A 20,247-nucleotide genomic window follows, 5' to 3' on the forward strand; every position below is an offset into this window, starting at 1 on the left:
AAGAATGACCTGTTTTGCTGTCCGCCTCAAGAGAGGGGCCGGCGCGCCGCGCCGGCCCGGCTTTCTTCAGAAGCGATAGCTGATGGTGCCGCCGAAAGTACGCGGATCACCCAGCTGGGCCGAGATCAGGCCGGTGTTGCCCGGCGTGACGGCGAGGGATTCATAATAGTTCTGGTCGAAGGCGTTGCGCACCCAGCCGAAGATGTCGAGCCCATCGGTGCGGAAGCCCAGCCGGAAATTGTGCAGTGAATAGCCCCGGACATCCGTGTAGATCGACCGTGAGGCGTTGGACGAGAAGGTGGAGCGATAGCTGCCTTCATAGCCCAGATAGGCCTCGCCTTCCTTGCCCAGAAGCGTGGCCGGCAGATTGGCTTCGCTCCCCCATGAGAAGGACCAGCGCGAGATGCCCGGTAGCCACTGGCCCGAGACGTCGCAGTTGGCCGGGCTGTTGGCGCCCGGCGTGGATGGCGGGCCGACAGGCGTGCCGGTGCCGCCGCCCGCCAGTTCGGGCGGGCAGGGGGCGTCCACGAACCGCACGAACCGGTGGTCGGTGAAGGCGCCGGACAGGAAGGCGTTGAAGCGCTCCGAAGGGCGGACGGAGAAATCCGCCTCCACCCCGCGCACCCGCACCTTGTCGGCGTTGGCGAGGTAGCCGCGAAGCGTGCTGGAGCCGGAGATGTTGCTGATCACGCTGGCCTGGAAATCGCGGATTTCCGTCCAGTAGGCGGCAAGGTTCAGGGTCGCCTGACGATCCCAGAACTGGCTTTTCAGGCCCAGCTCGAAATGATCCACCTTTTCCGGCTTGATCTGGGCGACTTCCAGCGCCGGAAGTCCGTTGGAGAGGTTGGGCACACCATTCAGGTTGATGCCGCCCGTCTTGAACGAGCGCGCATAGGTGGCATAGCCCAGCAGATCGTCCGACAGCTGGTAGGACAGGTTGAGGTCGAACGAGAGGTTCCAGGCGGAAAACGCCGGTTCAAAGAATTGCGAGGATTGCAGGCCACGCTGGGCGGCGATCCAGGGATCGTTGTAATAGGGATGCGTGCTGTCGTTGGTGACAAGCTGGCGGGTGCCGTTCGAGGCGTTTCCCGTCACCACGGAATCATAATAGCCTTCCTTCTTGTCGTAGTTGATCCGGATGCCCGGCGAGACGGTGAAACGGTCGCTTGCCTTCCAGTTCAGCTTGGCGAAGCCGGCGAGGCTGAGATTGTCGAGACGGATGTCGTTTTCGGCGATCACCCCGTTCAGCACGGCCGGGTTCTTCGACAGCGCGCTGGTGGGGTTCAGGAGCCAGGCGCTGGCGGCCGGGCCGGATTCCTGGACGCCGCTGGTGCGGATCTTCTGGTAGAACAGGAAGCCGCCGACGACGGCGTCGATCGAGCCGGCCTCGAACGCGTAGCGCAGTTCCTGCGTCCACTGATCCTGCTTCGTGGGGTTGTTGACCTTGGTGTAGACGGGAAGGCCGGTGAAATCGCGGTCGTTCTTCGGCCCCCAGTCCCAGTAGCGCCAGGCCGAGACGGAGGTGATCGTGCCCGGTCCGACATCCCATTCGGCGCGGATCGAAAGACCTCCCAGCTCGTTTCGGGCGGCGAGGTCGGCATCGAGGTCGGTCACGCGGTCGAAGGCGTTGGTGCTGGGCACCTGATAGCCCGGGAACAGGGCGGTGAGCGCCGGATACTGCCGGCTGGCGACGCGCTGGGTGGTGCCCAGCCGTGCGTAGATCTGGCCGCAGCAGAGCGGATCCTGAAGATTCCAGTCGCCGGAAAAGGTGATGCGGAAGCTATCGGTCGGCTTCCACAGCAGCGCGCCGCGGACGCCGATATTGTCCTGCGAGTTGATCCAGCTGTCTGTCGCGACATTGTAGATGGTGCCGCGCCGGTCCGTGGCGGAGAGGCTGATGCGCGCCGCCAGCGTGTCCGTCAGCGGGCCGGAGACGGAGGCCTTGGCCTGCTTGAACCCGTAATTGCCGATGGAGATTTCCGACCGCCCCTCGAACGCGAAGCTGGGCGCGCGGGTGGTGATGTTGATGGCGCCGGCGGTCGTGTTCTTGCCATAGAGCGTGCCTTGCGGCCCGCGCAGCACTTCGATCTGCTCCACATCGACGAAGTCCAGCGTCGCGGAGGCGATGCGGTTGTAATAGACCTGATCGACATAGACGCCCACACCCTGCTCGAACCCATCGTTCGTCAGGCCGAAGGGCGCGCCGATCCCGCGGATGTTGATGAAGGTGTTGCGCGGATTGGTCGAGAAGAACTGCAGCGCAGGCTGAAGCTGCGTCAGACGGCTGATGTTGAAGACACCCTTCGAATCCAGCGTCGCGCCGTCCACGACGGAAATGGCGACAGGCACATCCTGCACATTTTCCGCCCGGCGGCGTGCGGTGACGACGATGGCGGTATCGTCGGCTGTGGCTTCGGCGGCGATTGCCGCCCCGGTGTCAGGCGCCGTCGGGGAAGGGGACTGCGCGGCGAGCGCGGCGGGTGCGAGCAGGAATGCAGAGATCATGCGGATCCTCCGTCAGTTGTCTGGAGAGAGGCATGACTCCGGTGGTCCGGTCGCCAGGCAGTTGGTGGGTGGGGGTCAGGTCTGGCTGAAGCGCGTGCGCTCCGTGATGTCGAGCTGGACGAGGCGGCCTTCGTGAACGATCAGCCGGATGTCGCCGAAGCGGATGCGGCCCAAGGCTTCGACGATCTGTGCGACGGCACTGTCCGGCACGGCTTCGGCGCGATGCAGGGGCTGTGGCGATGGTCGGCTTACCATGTGCGGATCTCCTGCCCGGGTTCGGTTCCGATCGAAAGGAAGCGCGCGGCGTCGGCCAGCGCGCGGTCGGCATCGGCCCGCAGATGGGCGGCATCCGCGAGCCGATCGACGAGGGAAATGCCAAGCGGCCAGTCGCCAAGGTTGCTGTCGGCGTTCAGGTGCCCGGCATTCCCGGCATCCACCAGGTGGCTGCCCCAGGCCCGCGCAAGACGGGCAGAGCGGTCGAAGCTCGACCATGGGTCGTTGCGGCTGGCGACAAGGATGGACGGGAAGGGCAGGGGGCCGGGGGGCGTGGGGGCGAACTGCCGCAGGTGAGTGCCCGCGCCGGCCGCTTCCGGATCCGCCGGGGCCACCAGCAGCGCCCCCGCGACCGGGTCGCGATAGGCATGTCCCTGAAGCGCGGCCCACCAGGCGACGGCCACGCAGCCCAGGCTGTGCGCCACCAGGATGACAGGCTGGCGCGCGGCGCGGATCGCGGAATCCAGCCGCTGCACCCAGACGTTCCGGTCAGGCGTGTCCCACAGGCCCAGATCGACCCGTTCGAACCAGGGATAGAGCTGTTCCCAGCGACTCTGCCAATGCGCCGGTCCGCTGTTGTTGAGGCCGGGGACATTCAGAATCTGCGGCGTAGCCTGGGCGGCGAATCGACTGTCGTTCGGCATCGTCGTCTCCCTTTCCTGAATACAGGCGGAGGGTAACTCAACTGAACAGATAGACAAGAATGAAATTGACGAAGTGCGCCTTTGTCCCGGCAAAGCGCGGCTTGCAGGTTCCTTTAAAGCGGACAGCGCCCGGCCGCCGGGGCAGCCGGGCCATCTGTGCGCCCTTCTCGGCCTAGTGGGACGCTGCGGCGGTCGTCGGTGCCGGGCTGGACAGCTCGACCGTGCCGGGCGGCGGATCCGCCAGGGTCAGCCTGTCGAGCACGTCAGCGGTGGCATCCCGCACGGCCAGCATCACCAATCGCAGGTGGCATTCGCTTTCCGGGACGCAGTTCTCGCAGGGTTCATAGGCGAGTCGCGCCGCGCAAGGCACCAGCGCCAGCGATCCGCGCGTGATTCGCACGATGTCGCCATAGCTGATCTCGGACGGGTTCCTTTCCAGCCAGTAGCCGCCCGCGCGGCCGCGCTTGGTGCCGATGATCCCCTCACGCGAGAGTTCGGACAGGATCACCGTGAGAAACTTGCGCGGAATCCGCTGGGTGTCGGCGATCTCGCCGATCTGCACGGGCCCTTCGCCATAACGGCTGGCCAGATAGAGGAGCGCCCGCATCGCGTAGCGCGACTTCATGTTCAACATCTCGGCATGTCCAATGCGCCTGCGGATGGCACATATCAACCCATCTGGCAGACTTTGGGCGGCATCCGCCCTGTCCGGATGGAGTCAGAGGGCGGCCCGAAGCGCCTTCAGTTCGGCATTCAGTGCGGCCAGGCGCGGCAGATCGGCGACATTCCCGTCCAGCAGCCGCGCAGGGATGTCCCGCGCGCGCTCCGCCAGCGCGGTCCCCTCGGCGGACAGCCCCACCAGCACCACCCGCTCATCCGCCGGGTTGCGCCGTCGGGTGACGAGCCCGGCTGCCGCCATCCGCTTGAGCAGCGGCGTCAGGGTGTTCGTCTCCAGGCAGAGACGTTCCCCCAGCGCGCCCACTGGCTGGGCCCCCGTCTCTCGAAGCGCAACCAGCACCAGATACTGCGGATAGGTCAGCCCCAGCGGATCGAGCAGCGGTTTGTAGCGCCGGCCGACCGCGAGGTTCGCGGCATAAAGCGAGAAGCACAGATAATCCGCGAAGGGATCCGACGGGTCGGAAGGGGGCGTGTCCGGCATGGCCGGAAGATAGGTCGCGCGCGATCTTCTCGCAAGCATTGACAGTGTTCGATTCGTCAGTCATATCGCAAGCGAGATAATCGCAGGCGATAAATCAGCTTCGCCGATCACGTCCTTGCGTCGCAGAAAGGATGAACAACATGGCAATCCAGGCTCTCTATCGCACCAGCGCCACGGCCACCGGCGGGCGTGACGGGGCCGCCCGTCTGGATGACGGCAGCTTCGAGGTCTTGATGGGCCTGCCGCGCGAACTGGGCGGCGCCGGGCGCGGGGTGAACCCCGAGCAGTTGTTCGCAACCGGATTCGCCGCCTGCTTCCTCAGCGCGATGAAGGCCGTTTCCGCCCAGAATCCGGCGCTGGCCCGCGTTCCGGCCGACGCGCAGGTGCAGGCCGGCGTCGGCATCGGGCCGCGCCCGGAGGGGGGCTTCGGGCTGGAAGTGGCCCTTCGGGTGACGCTGCCCGGCGTGGAGACCGCAGCCGCGGAGGCGCTGGTGTCGGCCGCAGATGCAGTCTGTCCCTACAGTCACGCGGTGCGCGGCAACATCGATCTCAGCGTCGCCGTCGCCTGACGCGCCTGCCCGCCCGGCTGGCATTGAGGTGAGGTGCAGCCGGTGCGGCAGTCAGGCTAGGGGAAGTTTCTGTCCAGGAGGGAGTCTGCCATGCCGTTTCGCACCCGCATCACGGAAATGCTCGGGATCGAGCATCCCATCGTCCAGGGGGGGATGCAGTCCATCGGGATCGCCGAACTGGCGTCCGCCGTTTCCAACGCGGGCGGCCTCGGCATCCTGACGGCGCTGACCCAGCCCAGCCCCAAGGCGCTGGCGCAAGAGGTGGAGCGCTGCCGGGGCATGACCTCCAAGCCGTTCGGCGTGAACGTCACCGTGTTCCCCACGACGATGTCGCCCGATTATGTGGGCTATGCGAAGGCCGCGCTCGATGCCGGCGTGCGCATCTTCGAAACGGCCGGCACCCAGGCCGTGGCCGAGGTGTGGGAAGTGCTGCGGCAGGTGCCGGGCACGGTGATCCTGCACAAGTGCACCGCTGTCCGCCATGCGCTGTCGGCCGAACGCAAGGGCGTGGACATCATTTCGATCGACGGCTTCGAATGCGCGGGCCACCCCGGCGAGGACGACATCCCCGGCCTGATCCTGATCCCGGCGGCGGCCGACAAGGTGAAGATCCCGATGCTGGCGTCCGGCGGCTTCGGCGACGGGCGCGGGCTGGTCGCGGCGCTGGCGCTGGGGGCCGAGGGCATCAACATGGGCACCCGGTTCTGCGCCACCAAGGAAGCGCCGGTGCACGACAATGTGAAGCAGAAATACATCGAGAATGACGAGCGCGGCAGCCATCTGATCTTCCGCAACTTCCACAACACCGCCCGCGTGGGGAAGAGCGACGTTTCGGACGAGGTGGTGCGCCGGCTGAAGAACCCGGATGCGAAGTTCGAGGATGTGCGTGAGCTTGTTTCCGGCGCGGCCGGCAAGGAACTGCTGGAAACCGGCGATCTTTCGAAAGGCGTGTTCTGGGCCGGCATGGTGCAGGGCCTGATCCACGACATCCCGACCTGCGACGAACTGATCCGCCGCATCATCGGCGAAGCGGAGGCCATCCTGGACCAGCGCCTGGCCGGTTTCCGTGTGCCGGCCGGCGGCGCAACGAAGGCGGCCTGAGCCGGAGGCGATCACAAAGGCCTGAGCCGGAGGCGATCACAAAGGCCTGAGCCGGAGGCGATCAAAAAAGGCCAGAGCCAGAGGCAACAGCCTCAGTCCAGGGAGAGCGTCCGGGTTGTCAGTGTCCTGAGGGCCGGGCGGTGCGTTGCGATCACCGCCCCGCAGCCCGTCTGATCCAGCCACTTCGCCAGCCGGCGGGCGAGTTCGGCTTCGGTCGCGCTGTCCAGTCCCTCGCTCGGTTCATCAAGCAGAAGCCAGGGGCGCCCCGCCAGCAGGGCGCGCGCCAGCGCGAGGCGTTTCACCTGCCCGCCTGACAGGCGGGCGCCGCCTTCGCCAAGGAAGGTCGAAAGGCCGCCGGGCAGGGCGCGGACATCGGCGGCGAGGCTGGCTGTTTCCAGCGCGCGCCACAATTCGGCTTCCGAAAGGCCGGGCCGGGCCAGGCGAAGATTGTCCTCCACCGTGCCGGCGATCAAGGCCGGATGCTGTGGGGCAAGCGCGAACAGGGCCGAAAGCGAAGCAAAGCCGATCGTCTCGGCAGGCCGGCCATCGACCAGCGCCGGAACCGGCGAACTGGCCCTCAGCCCGGCCAGCGTCTCCAGCAGAGAGGTCTTGCCCGATCCGGATCGGCCGGTCAGCAGCAACCGCTCCCCGGGCTGCAGCCGTTCGCCTGCGAGATGCAACTGGTGTGGCCCCGGCCGAAGCGGCTCGGGCTCAGCGGGCGGCTCCGCCGCCAGCCGTTCCAGTTCGGCAAGGCCGGTCCGGGTGCGGGCCTGTTCCAGCCGGAAGCGAAGCGGCCCGCCCAGCGCTTCGGCGGAGACAAGCACGGCAAGCGCCGCAGCGGCCGTCGCGGGTGCATTCCCGCCCGAAAGTGCGAAGGTCAGCGCCGCAAGAAGCGGCCCCGCGGCCGAAAGCAGGCCAGAGGCCAGCGCCCCGCCGCGCGCCGCGGCCAGTCGCGCGGCATCCATGTCCGCGGCAGTCTGCCGAATTCCGGCCGTCGCGGTTTCGGCGAGGCCGTAGATAGCCAGTTCGGGCCCGGCCATCAGCAACTCGGCCAGCTCTGCCTTGATGCGCCCATGCAGCTGTTCCGCAGCTGCGATATGCGGGTCCACCAGTCGCCTGGCCAGCCTGTCCAGCACGGCCGGAAGCGCCAGAAGGACAAGAGCCAGAACCGGCAGCGCCATCGGGCTCGCCCAGCCGGCGAGCCCCAGCGCGACAAGGGTGGCCGCAATCGCCGCCGGCCGCGCCGGGGCCTGGACCTGCCGCGCTTCCAGCGCGTCGATCCCGCTTGTCAGGCGGGCGACGGATTCGCCGGTGGAAAAGGATGCGGCGCGGCGCGGATCGGTCGCCGCCAGCCGGGCGAGAAGATCCGTGCGCACATCGGCCAGCGACAGGATCGCCGCCTGATGCGACAGGAACCGTTCCCCATAGCGGCCGGCCGTGCGCAGGATTGCCGCAAGCCGGATGAAGGCGCTGGGCACCAGATAGTTGAAGGCGGCTGCAGCCCCCGCCAGCCCGGCAAGGCCAGCCCCGGCGAGGAACCAGCCCGAAACCCCCAGCAGCGCCGAACCCGCGAAGGCGGCCAGAACGGCGCACAGGATGGCGGCCCGCATCGCTCGCGATCGGGCGCGGGCATGCCGGGCGACCAGTTCCGCGACGGGGCTGGCGGGTTCTTTCATCCCAGCCGCACCACTTGCCCGGCCAGCGCGGCAAGTGCTTCGTCATGCGTGGCGACAAGGATGGCGCGGCTGCGCGCGGCGTCGGCCAGCGCGGCCCGCACCCGGGCAGCGCTGGCGGCATCCAGATCGGCGGTGGGTTCATCCAGCAGGAGCAGCGGCCGGCCCGACAGCAGGGCCCGGGCGACTCCGATACGCCGCCGCTCGCCGCCCGAAAGGCCGGAACCGCGCCAGTCGATCGCGCCATGCAGCCCGCGCGCCGTGATCAGGGGGGAAAGGCCCAGGCTGTCGGCAACCGCCAGGATTTCGGCGTCCGGCGTGCCGGGCCGTGCCAGCGCGAAGTTTCCGGCCAGCGTCCCCGCGAGGATCAGCGGCCGCTGCCCTGCCCAGCCAAGCGGCGGGGGCGCCCCCCCGACCCAGTCCAGCGTGCCGGCCGCCAGGGGCGCCCGGCCAGCGATCGCCGCCAGCACAGAGGATTTGCCCGAACCGGTCGGGCCGACAAGGGCGACGAGACCGGTTTCCCCGATGGAGAAATGGACAGGGCCGATTTCCGGCCCGTCGGAATGGCGAACCACAAGCCCGTCGGCGGCAAGGCCGCTGTATTCCGCGGTTCCGATTGCGGGGCAGAAGGCCGGCGCGGTCAGCGCGGCTTCGGCCGCCTCGCCCAGCTGCCTGTCGTGGTAGGCGGCGGCCAGCCGGCGGAAGGGCAGATAGAATTCCGGCGCCATTGCCAGAACGAAGAAGGCGGTCAGCAGCGTGAGTGTTTCGGGCACGCGGACCGGCAGGATGCCCAGCAGGCTGAAGCCCGCATAGACGGCGACGAGCGCCACCGCGATGGCGGCGAAGAACTCGATCACGCCGCCTGAAAGGAAGGCGATGCGCAGCGTGGCGATGGTGCGGCGCGCCAGTTCCCGGCTGCTGTCGCGCATCTGGCGCAGAATGCGGTCTTCCGCGTGGAAGTGGCGGATTTCGGGCAAGGCCCGCAGCCGATCGACGAACAGGGCGTTCAGGTCACGCAGGGCGCCGAGCTGCCGTTCGGCCGTGGCGCGCGCCGCCGTGCCGGCCAGCGCCAGGCCGGCGACGAAAAAGGGCAGGGTGATCAGCAGGATCGCGGCCGAAACCGGGCTTGCCGCCGCCACGATCAGGGCCACGAGCAGCGGGCTTGCGACCGCCGCGGACCTGAGCGGCCGGAACCGGGCCTCCAGCCCCTCCAGCATCTCGATGGAATCGATCGCGCGGCCCAGATCATCGCCCGACAGGCTGGCGGCGCGCGGCGCAGACAGCAGGGCAGGCCAGTGGCGTGCGCGTTCCGCCGCCTTGCGGGCCAGCCCGGCCTTCAATCCGGAATCGGTCGCCAGCCATTGGGCGACCGCGCGAACCACCCCGCCGGCTACCAGCAGCAGGGCAGCCAGCCACGGATCCGCCGACCCGGGGCGCGCGACTGCCGCAACGCCCAGCGCCAGCCCGGCCGCAGCCAGCACCGCGCCCGGCACATCGGCCAGCCATCCGATCATCGCGGCCCGGCGGCCATGGCGGGGGGTGCGCTGTTCTGACGCTTTCATTCCCTCGGCTTTTTAATTAGGAAATCCTTATATAAGGTGTGCGGACGGGCTGGCAATCGACTCGCCCGCCGCGATTCCAAGAGGTGAACCATGGTCGATCTGGCCGTTGTCGAAATGTCCCGCCTCCAGTTTGCGCTGACGGCGATGTATCATTTCCTGTTCGTCCCGCTCACGCTCGGCCTTTCCTTTATGCTGGTCATCATGGAAAGTGTCTATGTGATGTCGGGCAAGGCGGTGTGGCGGGATGCCACGCGCTTCTGGGGCAAGCTGTTCGGGATCAACTTCGTGCTGGGGGTGGCCACCGGCATCACCATGGAATTCCAGTTCGGCACGAACTGGTCCTACTACAGCCACTATGTCGGCGACATCTTCGGGGCCCCGCTGGCGATCGAGGGGCTGATGGCCTTCTTCCTGGAGGCGACCTTCGTGGGTCTGATGTTCTTCGGCTGGGACAAGCTGACCCGGCTGGGGCACCTCTTCGTCACCTTCATGGTGGCGCTGGGATCGAACCTGTCGGCGCTGTGGATCCTTGTCGCGAACGGCTGGATGCAGAACCCCGTCGGTTCGCGGTTCAATCCCGATACGATGCGCATGGAAGTCACCGATTTCATGGCCGTGCTGATGAACCCGGTGGCGCAGGCGAAGTTCGTTCACACCGTGTCGGCCGGCTATGTCACGGGGGCGGTCTTCGTGCTGGGGGTTTCCAGCTGGTACCTGCTGAAAGGGCGCTTCGGGCCGATCGCCCGCCGCAGCTTCGTGGTGGCGGCGTCGTTCGGGCTCGCCGCTTCGCTCTCGGTCGTCGTCCTCGGTGATGAATCCGGCTATGCGTTGACGGACAACCAGAAGATGAAGCTCGCCTCGATCGAGGCCATGTGGGAAACGGAGCCCGCGCCCGCCGGGCTGACGATCTTCGGCATCCCGGACAAATCCGCACAGGTGACGCATTTCGAAATCCGCGTGCCCGCCGTGCTGGGCCTGATCGCGACCCGGTCCTTCACCGGAGAGGTCACGGGCATCCGCGAACTGGTCGAAACCGCCGAAGTGCGCATCGGGCGCGGCATCCTTGCCTATGATGCGCTTGAAACGCTGAAGAAGGATCGCGCCGACATCGCCGCGCGGGAACAGTTCGAACTGCACCGGGCGGATCTTGGCTATGCGATGCTGCTGAAGCGCTTCGTGGCCGATCCGCGTGCCGCGACCGCCGACGACATCCAGAAGGCCGCCTGGAGCACGGTGCCCAATGTGCCGGTGCTGTTCTGGCTGTTCCGCGGCATGGCGGGGCTGGGCTTCTTCTTCATCGCCTTCTTCGGCACGGCCTTCTGGCTGGCCAGCAAGCGCCGGTTCGAGGTGCGCTGGTTCCAGAAGCTGGCCGTCGCGGTGATCCCGCTGCCCTGGCTCGCGGCGGAAATGGGCTGGGTGCTGGCGGAATATGGCCGCCAGCCCTGGGCGGTGGAAGGCGCATTGCCCACCTTCCTCGCCTCTTCCAGCCTGACCCTGCCACAGATCTGGACGACGATCGCGGGCTTCACCCTGGCCTATGGCATCCTGGCCGTGATCATGGTGCGGCTGATGCTGGCCGCGATCCGGCATGGGCCGGAACGCGGCGAACTGCGTGGGCCTTCCGCAGCCGAGGATCGCGCGCGCGGCGGCTTCGTGCCGCTGCCGGCCGAGTAAGGAGAGAGGCGATGCCCATTCCCTTCGATTATGAAACGCTCCGTCTGATCTGGTGGCTGCTGCTGGGGGTGCTGCTGATCGGCTTCGCCCTGACGGACGGCTTCGATCTCGGCGTGGCGGCCGTGCTGCCGTTCGTTGCCCGCACCGACGAGGAGCGGCGGCTGGTGATCAATTCCATCGGCGCCACATGGGAAGGCAACCAGGTGTGGTTCATCCTGGGTGGCGGCGCGATCTTCGCCGCCTGGCCGCATGTCTATGCGATCAGCTTTTCCGGCTTCTATCTGGCCATGTTCCTGGTGCTGATGGCGCTGATCCTGCGGCCGGTGGGCTTCAAATACCGCTCGAAGAAACAGGATCCGGCCTGGCGCGCCCGGTGGGACTGGGCGTTGTTCCTGGGCGGCTTCGTGCCCGCGCTGGTGTTCGGCGTGGCCGTCGGCAATGTGCTGAAGGGCGTGCCCTTCCACCTGGACAGCGACCTGCGCGCCTTCTGGGATGGCGGGCTGCTCGATCTGTTCTCGCCCTTCACCCTCCTCACGGGTCTGCTCTCCGTCTCGATGCTGGTGCTGCACGGGGCCGGCTGGCTCAGCCTGAAGATCGAACAGGGGCCGGTGCTGGATCGCGCCCGCCGTTTCGGCCTTGCGGCAGGCGTGCTCAGCCTGCTGCTGTTCGCGGCCGGCGGCCTGTTCGTGGCGATGGGCGACATGGGCGTGCAGGTTGCGGCCGGGGTTGATCCGAACGGCCCGTCCAATCCGCTGCTGCATGGCGCTGTCGCGGCGCCGGGCGCCTGGCTGAAGAATTATGCCACCCATCCCTGGATGCTGCTGGCCCCGCTGCTGGGCTTCGCCGGAACCGCGCTCGCCATGCTGGGCATCGCACGGCGCTGGGATGTGGGTGTGTTCCTTGGTTCTTCTGCGGCTGTCATCGGCATCATTTCCACCGTGGGCCTGTCGATGTTCCCGGTGATCCTGCCCAGCACGGTCGATCCTGCCTCCAGCCTCACCGTCTGGAATTCCTCTTCAAGCCACCTCACCTTGTGGATCATGCTGCTGGCGACGGTGATCCTGCTGCCGCTGGTGCTGCTGTATACGGCCTGGGTGTTCAAGGTGCTGTTCGGGCGGGTGACGACGGACCAGGTTCGTTCGTCCGCCGATTATTACTGAAAGGGTTCGCAATGTGGTATTTCACCTGGGTGCTCGGCCTTGGTCTTGCGGTCGGCTTCGGCATCCTGAACGGCATGTGGCACGAATTCCACGCCGATGACGACGGCGAGCCCTGGTGGGAGTGAACCCCCCCGCAAAGGGCGCCGATGACTGGTCTGGCGAACGCGGACTTCGCTGGCTGAGGGATCTGGACGTGATGGAGGCGCAACTGGCGCCGTTCGGGGCCGCGCTGCTGGATCGGGCCGCGATCCGGCCCGGAGAGCGTGTTCTGGACATCGGCTGCGGCGGCGGATGGACCACGCGCCGGATCGCGGCGGCGGTCGGCCCGTCGGGGCTGGCAATGGGCCTCGATATCTCCCCGGCGCTTGTCGCGGAAGCGACGCGCCGCGCCGAAGATCTGCCGCAACTGCGCTTCCTGGCCGGGGATGCCGCAAGCGCCAGCCCCGAAGGCGGGCCGTTCGACCGGCTGGTGTCGCGGTTCGGGGTGATGTTCTTCCCCGATCCGCCCGCCGCCTTCCGCCACCTGGCATCGTTGCTGGCGCCGGGCGCACGGCTGGATCTGGCCGTCTGGGCGGAGCCCCGGCGAAATCCCTGGATGATGGAGCTGCAGCGTCTTGTCGGCGCGCATGTGGAACTGCCGCAGGTGGATCCGCTCGGCCCCGGCCCGTTCCAGCTGTCCGCCCCTGCCTTCCAGCAGCGGCTTCTGGAAGGCGCGGGCTTCACCGCCATCGATCGCCAGCTGCTGGAACGGCCGATACTGGTTGGCGGACCCGGCGCGAAACCGGCCGCCGCGGCGGCGTTCGCCCTTGGGGCCTTTTCCGTTGGCGAACTGGCCGCCGCCGCAGGGCCGGATGTTCTTGCGGCCGTGACGGCGGATCTTGAATCGCTATATGCCGGTCTGGCGACGGACGCGGGTGTTCCGATGGACGCGGCCGTGTGGCTGATTTCGGCGGAGAAGGTTTGAAGATGCTTAATGTTGCAGCGCATGCGCTGCCACCTGCGGGCGAGTTGATGCCGCTTGGTCGGGATGCCGATGCAATGGCGCGTGTTCTGAAGCTGTTGGCCAATCCGGATCGCCTTCGCATGCTCTGCCGCATGGGGATGTCCGAACTGGACGGCGGCCAGCGCCCGACCGTGGGCGAGATGGTGGCGCTGACGGGGCTGTCGCAGTCGCGCGTGTCCCAGCATCTGGCGCTGCTGCGCGAAGCCGGTGTTGTGGTGCCGCAGCGTGAAGGGCAGCAGGTGCGCTACCGGCTGGCGGACGCGCGGGTGCGCGCCGTGATGGAGGCGCTATGCGACATCTGTGATGCGGGCCTGCCGCCTTCTCGGCTGGATCTGGTGCCGGAAGGGATCTGAATCGCCATGGAACAGCTGCCGTGCCCCGCATGTGGCGCGATCAACCGGGTGCCGGCCGAGCGCCTGGGCGACAGGCCGAACTGCGGGCGCTGCAAGTCCCCCCTGTTCACCGGCCGTTCGCTGCAACTGGATGAGGCCGGGTTCCGGCTGCACCGGGATCGCGCCACGCTGCCGCTGCTGGTGGATTTCTGGGCACAGTGGTGCGGGCCCTGCCGGGCGATGGCCCCGGCCTTTGAATCCGCGGCTGCTGCGCTGGAACCGCATGTCCGCCTGGCGAAGGTGGACATCGATGCAGCGCCTTCGCTGGCCGGCGCGCTGGGGATCCAGTCCGTACCGACCCTGCTGCTGCTGAAGGGCGGGCGAGAGATCGACCGCGTTTCGGGCGCGCTGTCCCTGCCGCAGATCCGGGCGTTCGCGGCCCGCGCACTCTAGCCCGCCCCCAGGCGGTGTCTCAGTCCCTCAGGTAGCGCGTCTTCAGCATGTCGATATCGGCATCGGTCAGCTTCAGTTCGTCGGCCAGATACCGTTTCATTCCGCCCTTCGCCTCGATCGCGGCGAAGCTGGCATCCAGATAGCTGCGATCCACGCCCATCAGCGCCCGGATCACCTCGGGCGGCAGGTTTGCGAACATCCGGGCCGTCGGATCGTCGGCAGCCGGGGGCCTGGGGCGATAGGTCTCGTTCGACAGCAGATAGTCGGCCAGTGCCGTCTCATAGGGCACGCCAAGCGCGGTCAGCAGCAGGGCAGAAGCAAGTCCGGTGCGATCCTTGCCGGCCGAGCAATTGAACGCGAGGGGGGGGCGCCCCGCCACCAGTTCGCGCATCATGCGGGCATATTGTTCGGCGTAGGTGAAGGGCATCTGCGCATAGAAGCCCGCCATCGCCTTGCGGGTTCCTTCCACCGTGACGGGGCCGCTGCGGAACATCGCTTCAAGGGCGCCCGTATCCAGCCCATAGTCCATGGTCAGCACCGTGGGCTGCACCCCTTCGGGCCAGGCCACGGTATCGCGCGCGCGTTCCTGGGTCGAACGGAAATCACACACGGTCCGGATGCCGAGCTTGCCGAGCTGCCGGAAATCGTCCGGCGTCAGCCCGGACATCACGGCCGACCGGTAGAGCTCGCCCCAGGCCGTTTCACGCCCGTCCAGCGTGCGATAGCCGCCGAGGTCCCGGAAGTTGCTGCCGCCCTCCAGCGGGAGCAGCCGTTCGGCTGTGCGCACGGACCGCCCCTTTGCATCCTTCAGCAGGAAAAAGGGGCGGGGCCAGGGCGCGACAGCCAGCGTGACGGATTCGCCGGCGGCCACCGTCAGCTTCTGCCCCTTGTCGGGCGCCGCGCCCGGCCCGGGGATCTGCCAGACGGACACCGGGCCTTTCAGCCCCGTCCACCGCAGGGTGACCATGTTGCCCTCGCGGCTCGCCAGGGCGACGGGCGCCGGTGCTTCGCTGCGGGCGCTCAGCGGCGCGGCGACCACCAGCGGCAGCGCAAGAAGGGCCGGAATCAGGAAGGTGCGTTTCATGTCCATCATTTCCCGTCAGAAGTTGAAGCGAACGCCGCCCATGAACCGGCGGCCGATCTGTTCGACTTCGACCGGGCGTTCCCGCTCGCCCTGGTAGGCGACATAGATTTCGTCGGTCAGGTTGTTGGCGTCGAAGAACAGGCCGAGCTGCTCCGAAATCTGCACCCGTACCGCGAGGTCGAGGTTGCCGTAGCCAGCGCGTTTCTCGTCGCCCGCCGAGCCGACGCCGAGGCCGCCCAGCGTGTCCACCCAGTCGGAACGCCACTGGTAGGACAATCGGGTCGAAATGCCGGCCTTCTCGTAGAAGAGCGAGGCGTTCACCACGGTGTCCGAGGTGCCTGGGAAGGCCGCGCCCTGGCGGTCGGGCGTGTCGAAGCTGCCGCCGATGAAGGCGATATTGCCCTGAAAACCGAAGCCGTCCAGCGGGCCGGGCAGGAAGGTCCACTGCTGGAGATAGGCCAGCTCCACACCATAGAGCTTGCCCTTGTCCCCGTTCAGGGTGGAGATGAAATCATAGCCGGACCGGTCGATGCCGTCGATGTCGTAGCGGTCGTCGCCGACCTTCACGCGGCTGTCGAACAGGACATTGTCCACCCAGCGGTAGAAGCCCGAAACGGACAGCAGCCCGTCGCCCGGCAGATAATATTCCAGGCTGGCGTCCGTGCCCCAGGTATATTCCGGCTTCAGATAGGGGTTACCCCCGGTGACGGTGCCGGGAATGCTGGTGTCGCTGATAGCGGCCCCCACGCGGATCTGCCCGAACGAGGGGCGGGCGACCCCGCGCTGGAAGGATGCCCGCGCCACCAGGTCGTCGTTCAGGTCGAACTTCGCATTGATGCTGGGAAACAGATCCCAGCGATCCGTTGACACTTCGAGCGGCTGATAGTCGGCGCCCACCTGCACCACACCGCTTGATGTCTGGCGGAAATTCTCCAGCCGGGCGCCGAAGACGATCTGGCCGGAAGCCAGCTCCCACGTCGCCCGTGCGTAGGCGGCGAACAGCTTCTCGTCGATCTCGTAGCGGTCGATCGGCCGAATGTTGTTGTCCGGATTGTAGCGGCCGGCCGCTTCCAGCTGCGCCAGTGCGCCCTGCAGGTCGCTGCGCAGGCTGGCGTTGTCGACATAGAAGATCTGCATGCCGCTGGGGAAATTGGTGCGCCAGGGCCGCGTGGTGACATAATTTGCCGCCGGCAGGCCTGGCACCACCACCTGCGTGGAGGTGGTCAGCACATTTCCGCTGATGTCGCGCTGATCATATTGCAGGCCGAAGCGCACCGGTATCTCGCCGAATCGGCCGTCCAGATCGGCCTTCGCCGTCCAGCTGTCGGCTTCGATCCGGGATTCCAGCGGCAGGGCGACGTTCAGGTCGAAGGCGCCCTGGTTCAGCGCCCGCGTGCCCGATCCGCGCGCATAGGTGCCGGCTGTTGCGCCGGGCACGGTGGTGAACAGCCGCACGATCGGGAAGTCCACACTGTCCCGCATGTAGGTAAGCGACGGGCGGAAGCTGCGGTTGAACTGCTGATTCTGCAGGATCAGTGGCAGATCGGTGGTGTTCAGGATACGAGTGTAGTTGCCGCGCCAGTCCAGCTTCCAGTCGCCCGACAGTTGATGGTCGCCGCCGCCCGTCAGGATCAGGTTGTTGTTGAAATAGCGGCCGTCGCTCATCGTGCCGCGCACCGGCACCGCCACCAGATCCCCGGCGTCGTTGCCGCGGACGCCGCCAGCCTGCGCGCCGGCCAGGTTGAATACATACTGGTTGCGAAGCTCATGATCCCGGAACTCGGACCAGACCCCTTTCAGGAACAGCATCTGCCCGTCGGCCGGGCGGAATTCCACGCCAGCCGAGGCGCCGTTGTTCTCCCGCGTGAGCAGATAATTGCGGAAATCCAGCGTGCTGATCACATCGTTCGCGTCATAGGCGAACTCCCGGTTGTCGGTGATCTGGTTGCGCCGATAGTGGGAGCCGGCGACCATGAAGCCCCAGCTGTCGTTCGACCAGGACGCGCGGACGGAGCCCTGCCGCTGTTCGCCGCCACCCAGCGCCATCCAGCCGTATCCGACATCGCCGGAAATCGACAGGCCCTTGTTTTCGAAGGGGGAATAGGTGCGCATGTCGATCTGGGCGACGATCGCCTCGGCCGGCAGATCCGGCGTCAGCGACTTGTTCACCGCGATCGACGAAAGGATCACGGAAGGCACTGCGTCAAAGCGGAAGGCACGCGTCGCGCCGCCCTCGTCGACGCCGATCACGGGCACGCCGTCGAAGCTGACGCTGGTCCAGCGATTGGGGGCGCCGCGCACCTGGATATAGCGTTCCTGTCCCTGGTCGCGCTGCACGGCAACGGCCGGCAGACGGGCCAGTGCCGCGGCCGAATTCTGATCCGGGAAGCGGCCGATCGAATCCGCCGCCACGATCGCCACCATGTTGTCGGCCTTGCGCTGTTCCTCGATGGCCAGCGCCTGCGCATCGCGGATCGGGGCATAAACGGTGATGGTTTCGGCATCATCGGCTGCCGGGGCTTGCTGGGCAATCGCGGGAAGCGCCATGGCGGCGGCGCAAAGCGCGGCAACGGAAGCGGAAAGCCGGTAACGCGGCAACAGGACAATCATCTGCAAACCCCTTTTTTGAATATGTGCTGGGGCGCTAGCGTTCGTCTGTTTCCGCTCGGCGGCTGTTGGAGGACAGGATTCTGACGTTTTCATGTCGACAGGATTGCAGGGCGCTGCGCCTTGCAGGTCCCATCTGTTGCCGACGAACGGCGTTCATCGAACAGCCGTTGTCCGGCCAGCTGATTGCGGCTTGAAGGGGGGCCACAATCAACAAGCACCGCGCGTGCGGGGGGATAGATTTCCAGATGCCGATCCGTTCCGGCCGCCGCTGGCTGCTGCTGCTTGCCTGCGCCCTGTTTCCGGCCGCTGCAAAGGCCCAGCAGCAGGCGGGCGCGCGCACCGTCTATCAGGCGGCCTTCTTCCAGACCTTCGCACCTGCCACCGCGCTTCAGGTCGTGCAGCGCGTTCCCGGCTTCCAGCTGGAGGAGATCGATCAGGATGTGCGCGGCTTCGGCCAGGCTGCCGGCAATGTGGTGATCAACGGCGAACGACCCAGCAGCAAGAGCGACAATCTGGCAACCATCCTGGGCCGGATCCCCGCCGCGCGTGTGCTGCGGGTCGAGGTGGGGCCGGGCGATGGCTTTGGCGCGGAATTCGCCGGCCGCCCACAGGTGCTGAACCTTGTGCTGACAGAGGATGCCGGCGTGGCCGGAACCGCGCAGCTGCGGCTTCGCCGGCCGTTTGAAGGGCGTGTGCGCGCAGACGGTCAGGCCTCGGCGCTGGTGAAGCGCGGCCGCTCCAGCTTCAACCTCGCGCTCGACTACAACAACGACGAGATCACCGATTACGGCCGCGACGTGCTGACGAAGCTGCCCGGCGGGGAACTTGTGGAATGGCGCGACAAGCACAACGCCACCCACGATCCCGAAGCCAATGTCTCGTTCGGATGGTCCCACGATGGCGGAACAGACCGGAAGGCCAATCTGAACGCCCGCTTCGCCATCGGGCGCTTCCAGCTGTGGCAGACCAACCTTGTCACCCCTGCGGACGGACAGATCCGCGACGATGTGCTGGAACAGGATTACCGTGGCCGCCAGTTCGAACTGGGCGGCGACCTGACCCGCCCTCTGGCGGGCGGAAGCATCAAGCTGATCCTGCTGGCAACCCGCACTGATCGGGATCGGGAAGAGCTGGTGCTGAACCAGGCATCCGGGCAGATTCTGGGCGGCGTTTCCCAGCTGCAGCACCTGAAGGAAGCGGAAAGCGTGGCGCGGCTGGTCTGGTCCCTGCCGTCCCGCAACGGATGGTCGCTGGAACTTGGCGCAGAGGCGGTGCTGAACCGGCTGGACAGTGCGGTTGATCTGACCGCCATCGGCGCGGACGGGGGGCAGAGCCCGATCGAGCTGCCGCTTGCGAATGCGGTGGTGCGCGAAATCCGCATGGAGCCCTTCGTGAACCTGGGGCGGAATCTGGCCAGCGGCCTGCGCGCCGATTTCGGGCTGACGTTCGAGCGATCGCGTCTGAAAGTCAGCGGCGACGCGACGGCCGAACGCACGCTGTCCTATCTGAAGCCCAAGGTGAGCCTGGACTGGCGGACGGGCCGCTGGCAATTGCAGGCCAGGGCGGAGCGCACCGTCAACCAGCTGAATTTCGGCGACTTCATCAGCCTTGCCGAACTGACGAACGACCGGTTGAACGGCGGCAATGCCGATCTGGTGCCGCAGACCGCGTGGGAGTTCCTGCTCACGGCAGAGCGGCCGATCCTGGGCTCAGGCGTGATCCGGGGCGAACTGGGCATGAACTTCGTGCAGCAGGTGCAGGATCGCGTGCCCGTGGAAGACGGGCTGGATGCCCCCGGCAATCTGGGCGCCGGCCGGATGCGGATCGCCCGGCTGAACCTGGATATTCCGCTTGAGCGGGCCGGCATAAGCGGCGGGCGCGCGACGCTGCGCTTTTCCCTTGTGGATTCCGAGGTGCAGGATCCCTACACGCTGAAGAACCGGCATTTCAGCGGCTACACATTATGGGTGTTCGATGCAGGCTTCCGCCAGGACCTCGGCCGTTTCGCCTGGGGGGTGGACAGTTACTCCAATCCCGGATCGACACAGTACCGCCGCAACGAGGAAGACCGGAATTTCCGCCAGAACCCCTTTGTCGAGGCATTCGCGGAATATCGGCCGGACCCCCGCACCACGCTGACACTGCGCGCCGAAAATCTGATGGACGTGAAATTCTACCGCGAGCGCACCTTTCATGCGCCCGATCGCAGCAATCCCGATCCCGTCCTGCACGAATTCCGCACCCGGCAGGAACATGTCACCCTGTCGCTGACCCTGAAGCGCAGCTTCGCCTGACCCGCCACCCCGGGATCGTCCAGCGACACCGGGCCCGTCAGTGGCGCGCAAGGCCAACGGCCGCCGGATGTTGATGGTGGGAAGAAATGGCGCGCCCGGAACGATTCGAACGTCCGACCCCCAGATTCGTAGTCTGGTGCTGATAGGGATA

At 67.0% G+C, this 20,247-nt stretch carries 18 protein-coding genes; 9 read left to right on the top strand and 9 right to left on the bottom strand.

Features of this window, described 5'->3' with window-relative positions; translation table 11 throughout:
* Positions 1–66: 66 nt before the first annotated feature.
* The 5 genes from ACW9TV_RS06195 to ACW9TV_RS06215 form a co-directional block, all read right to left on the bottom strand.
* Positions 67–2,505, bottom strand: coding sequence for a TonB-dependent receptor (locus ACW9TV_RS06195; protein ID WP_494304978.1), 2,439 nt, complete (start codon positions 2,503–2,505; stop codon positions 67–69).
* 75 nt (positions 2,506–2,580) lie between these two features.
* Entirely contained in the window at positions 2,581–2,760 is a 180-nt protein-coding gene (locus ACW9TV_RS06200; RefSeq protein ID WP_494304979.1) for a YezD family protein, read from the bottom strand.
* On the bottom strand, positions 2,754–3,422 hold the full coding sequence (locus ACW9TV_RS06205) for an RBBP9/YdeN family alpha/beta hydrolase (protein ID WP_494304980.1): 669 nt from the start codon (positions 3,420–3,422) through the stop codon (positions 2,754–2,756). The genes ACW9TV_RS06200 and ACW9TV_RS06205 overlap by 7 nt, the downstream gene beginning before the upstream one ends.
* A 172-nt stretch (positions 3,423–3,594) precedes the next feature.
* A complete protein-coding gene (locus ACW9TV_RS06210; RefSeq protein ID WP_494304981.1) occupies positions 3,595–4,056 on the bottom strand; it encodes an RrF2 family transcriptional regulator in 462 nt (153 codons plus the stop codon).
* 84 nt (positions 4,057–4,140) lie between these two features.
* The gene (locus ACW9TV_RS06215; protein ID WP_494304982.1) at positions 4,141–4,581 is read right to left on the bottom strand and encodes a MarR family winged helix-turn-helix transcriptional regulator; all 441 of its coding nucleotides are present in this window, start codon (positions 4,579–4,581) and stop codon (positions 4,141–4,143) included.
* Positions 4,582–4,721: 140 nt separating this feature from the next.
* On the opposite strand from ACW9TV_RS06215, the gene ACW9TV_RS06220 reads away from it, so the two are divergent.
* Positions 4,722–5,150, top strand: coding sequence for an organic hydroperoxide resistance protein (locus ACW9TV_RS06220; RefSeq protein WP_494304983.1), 429 nt, complete (start codon positions 4,722–4,724; stop codon positions 5,148–5,150).
* A 90-nt stretch (positions 5,151–5,240) separates the two neighbouring features.
* A complete protein-coding gene (locus ACW9TV_RS06225; protein WP_494304984.1) occupies positions 5,241–6,251 on the top strand; it encodes an NAD(P)H-dependent flavin oxidoreductase in 1,011 nt (336 codons plus the stop codon).
* 92 nt (positions 6,252–6,343) lie between these two features.
* Here ACW9TV_RS06225 and ACW9TV_RS06230 read toward each other — a convergent pair whose 3' ends face one another.
* A complete protein-coding gene (locus ACW9TV_RS06230) occupies positions 6,344–7,927 on the bottom strand; it encodes an ATP-binding cassette domain-containing protein (RefSeq protein ID WP_494304985.1) in 1,584 nt (527 codons plus the stop codon).
* On the bottom strand, positions 7,924–9,486 hold the full coding sequence (locus ACW9TV_RS06235) for an ATP-binding cassette domain-containing protein (protein WP_494304986.1): 1,563 nt from the start codon (positions 9,484–9,486) through the stop codon (positions 7,924–7,926). The genes ACW9TV_RS06230 and ACW9TV_RS06235 overlap by 4 nt, the downstream gene beginning before the upstream one ends.
* 90 nt (positions 9,487–9,576) lie before the next feature.
* Between ACW9TV_RS06235 and ACW9TV_RS06240 the strand changes: the two genes are divergently transcribed.
* Genes ACW9TV_RS06240 through ACW9TV_RS06265 form a run of 6 tightly spaced genes read left to right on the top strand, consistent with a single transcriptional unit; the run spans position 9,577 to position 14,108 of the window.
* Positions 9,577–11,160 carry a cytochrome ubiquinol oxidase subunit I gene (locus ACW9TV_RS06240; RefSeq protein WP_494304987.1) on the top strand — a complete coding sequence of 528 codons (1,584 nt, stop codon included), beginning with the start codon at positions 9,577–9,579 and terminating at the stop codon, positions 11,158–11,160.
* 11 nt (positions 11,161–11,171) lie between these two features.
* A complete protein-coding gene (gene cydB, locus ACW9TV_RS06245; RefSeq protein WP_494304988.1) occupies positions 11,172–12,320 on the top strand; it encodes a cytochrome d ubiquinol oxidase subunit II in 1,149 nt (382 codons plus the stop codon).
* An 11-nt stretch (positions 12,321–12,331) separates the two neighbouring features.
* Complete coding sequence (cydX, locus tag ACW9TV_RS06250; protein WP_494304989.1) at positions 12,332–12,445, top strand: cytochrome bd-I oxidase subunit CydX; 114 nt, start codon at positions 12,332–12,334, stop codon at positions 12,443–12,445.
* On the top strand, positions 12,442–13,284 hold the full coding sequence (locus tag ACW9TV_RS06255; protein ID WP_494304990.1) for a class I SAM-dependent methyltransferase: 843 nt from the start codon (positions 12,442–12,444) through the stop codon (positions 13,282–13,284). Before cydX ends, ACW9TV_RS06255 begins: the two co-directional genes overlap by 4 nt.
* Before the next feature lie 2 nt (positions 13,285–13,286).
* Entirely contained in the window at positions 13,287–13,676 is a 390-nt protein-coding gene (locus tag ACW9TV_RS06260) for an ArsR/SmtB family transcription factor (protein WP_494304991.1), read from the top strand.
* Positions 13,677–13,682: 6 nt separating this feature from the next.
* Positions 13,683–14,108: a thioredoxin family protein gene (locus ACW9TV_RS06265; RefSeq protein WP_494304992.1), complete on the top strand. Its 426-nt coding sequence runs from the start codon at positions 13,683–13,685 to the stop codon at positions 14,106–14,108.
* Between the two features lie 19 nt (positions 14,109–14,127).
* On the opposite strand, the gene ACW9TV_RS06270 is transcribed toward ACW9TV_RS06265, so the two are convergent.
* Both ACW9TV_RS06270 and ACW9TV_RS06275 read right to left on the bottom strand, forming a co-directional pair.
* Positions 14,128–15,192, bottom strand: a complete 1,065-nt coding sequence (locus tag ACW9TV_RS06270; protein WP_494304993.1) for a tyrosine-protein phosphatase — start codon at positions 15,190–15,192, stop codon at positions 14,128–14,130.
* Between the two features lie 15 nt (positions 15,193–15,207).
* Complete coding sequence (locus ACW9TV_RS06275; RefSeq protein ID WP_494304994.1) at positions 15,208–17,802, bottom strand: TonB-dependent receptor; 2,595 nt, start codon at positions 17,800–17,802, stop codon at positions 15,208–15,210.
* A 245-nt stretch (positions 17,803–18,047) separates the two neighbouring features.
* Between ACW9TV_RS06275 and ACW9TV_RS06280 the strand changes: the two genes are divergently transcribed.
* On the top strand, positions 18,048–20,096 hold the full coding sequence (locus ACW9TV_RS06280; protein WP_494304995.1) for a TonB-dependent receptor: 2,049 nt from the start codon (positions 18,048–18,050) through the stop codon (positions 20,094–20,096).
* Positions 20,097–20,247: the final 151 nt, after the last annotated feature.

The organism is Sandaracinobacter sp. T42, assembly GCF_059115405.1.

Coding starts and splice junctions, on each gene's coding strand:
- ACW9TV_RS06195 (WP_494304978.1), bottom strand. CDS start 2,505: ATGATCTCTGCATTCCTGCTCGCACCCGCCGCGCTCGCCGCGCAGTCC.
- ACW9TV_RS06265 (WP_494304992.1), top strand. CDS start 13,683: ATGGAACAGCTGCCGTGCCCCGCATGTGGCGCGATCAACCGGGTGCCG.
- cydX (WP_494304989.1), top strand. CDS start 12,332: ATGTGGTATTTCACCTGGGTGCTCGGCCTTGGTCTTGCGGTCGGCTTC.
- ACW9TV_RS06260 (WP_494304991.1), top strand. CDS start 13,287: ATGCTTAATGTTGCAGCGCATGCGCTGCCACCTGCGGGCGAGTTGATG.
- ACW9TV_RS06270 (WP_494304993.1), bottom strand. CDS start 15,192: ATGAAACGCACCTTCCTGATTCCGGCCCTTCTTGCGCTGCCGCTGGTG.
- ACW9TV_RS06215 (WP_494304982.1), bottom strand. CDS start 4,581: ATGCCGGACACGCCCCCTTCCGACCCGTCGGATCCCTTCGCGGATTAT.
- cydB (WP_494304988.1), top strand. CDS start 11,172: ATGCCCATTCCCTTCGATTATGAAACGCTCCGTCTGATCTGGTGGCTG.
- ACW9TV_RS06200 (WP_494304979.1), bottom strand. CDS start 2,760: ATGGTAAGCCGACCATCGCCACAGCCCCTGCATCGCGCCGAAGCCGTG.
- ACW9TV_RS06240 (WP_494304987.1), top strand. CDS start 9,577: ATGGTCGATCTGGCCGTTGTCGAAATGTCCCGCCTCCAGTTTGCGCTG.
- ACW9TV_RS06230 (WP_494304985.1), bottom strand. CDS start 7,927: ATGAAAGAACCCGCCAGCCCCGTCGCGGAACTGGTCGCCCGGCATGCC.
- ACW9TV_RS06210 (WP_494304981.1), bottom strand. CDS start 4,056: ATGTTGAACATGAAGTCGCGCTACGCGATGCGGGCGCTCCTCTATCTG.
- ACW9TV_RS06205 (WP_494304980.1), bottom strand. CDS start 3,422: ATGCCGAACGACAGTCGATTCGCCGCCCAGGCTACGCCGCAGATTCTG.
- ACW9TV_RS06225 (WP_494304984.1), top strand. CDS start 5,241: ATGCCGTTTCGCACCCGCATCACGGAAATGCTCGGGATCGAGCATCCC.
- ACW9TV_RS06275 (WP_494304994.1), bottom strand. CDS start 17,802: ATGATTGTCCTGTTGCCGCGTTACCGGCTTTCCGCTTCCGTTGCCGCG.
- ACW9TV_RS06235 (WP_494304986.1), bottom strand. CDS start 9,486: ATGAAAGCGTCAGAACAGCGCACCCCCCGCCATGGCCGCCGGGCCGCG.
- ACW9TV_RS06220 (WP_494304983.1), top strand. CDS start 4,722: ATGGCAATCCAGGCTCTCTATCGCACCAGCGCCACGGCCACCGGCGGG.
- ACW9TV_RS06280 (WP_494304995.1), top strand. CDS start 18,048: ATGCCGATCCGTTCCGGCCGCCGCTGGCTGCTGCTGCTTGCCTGCGCC.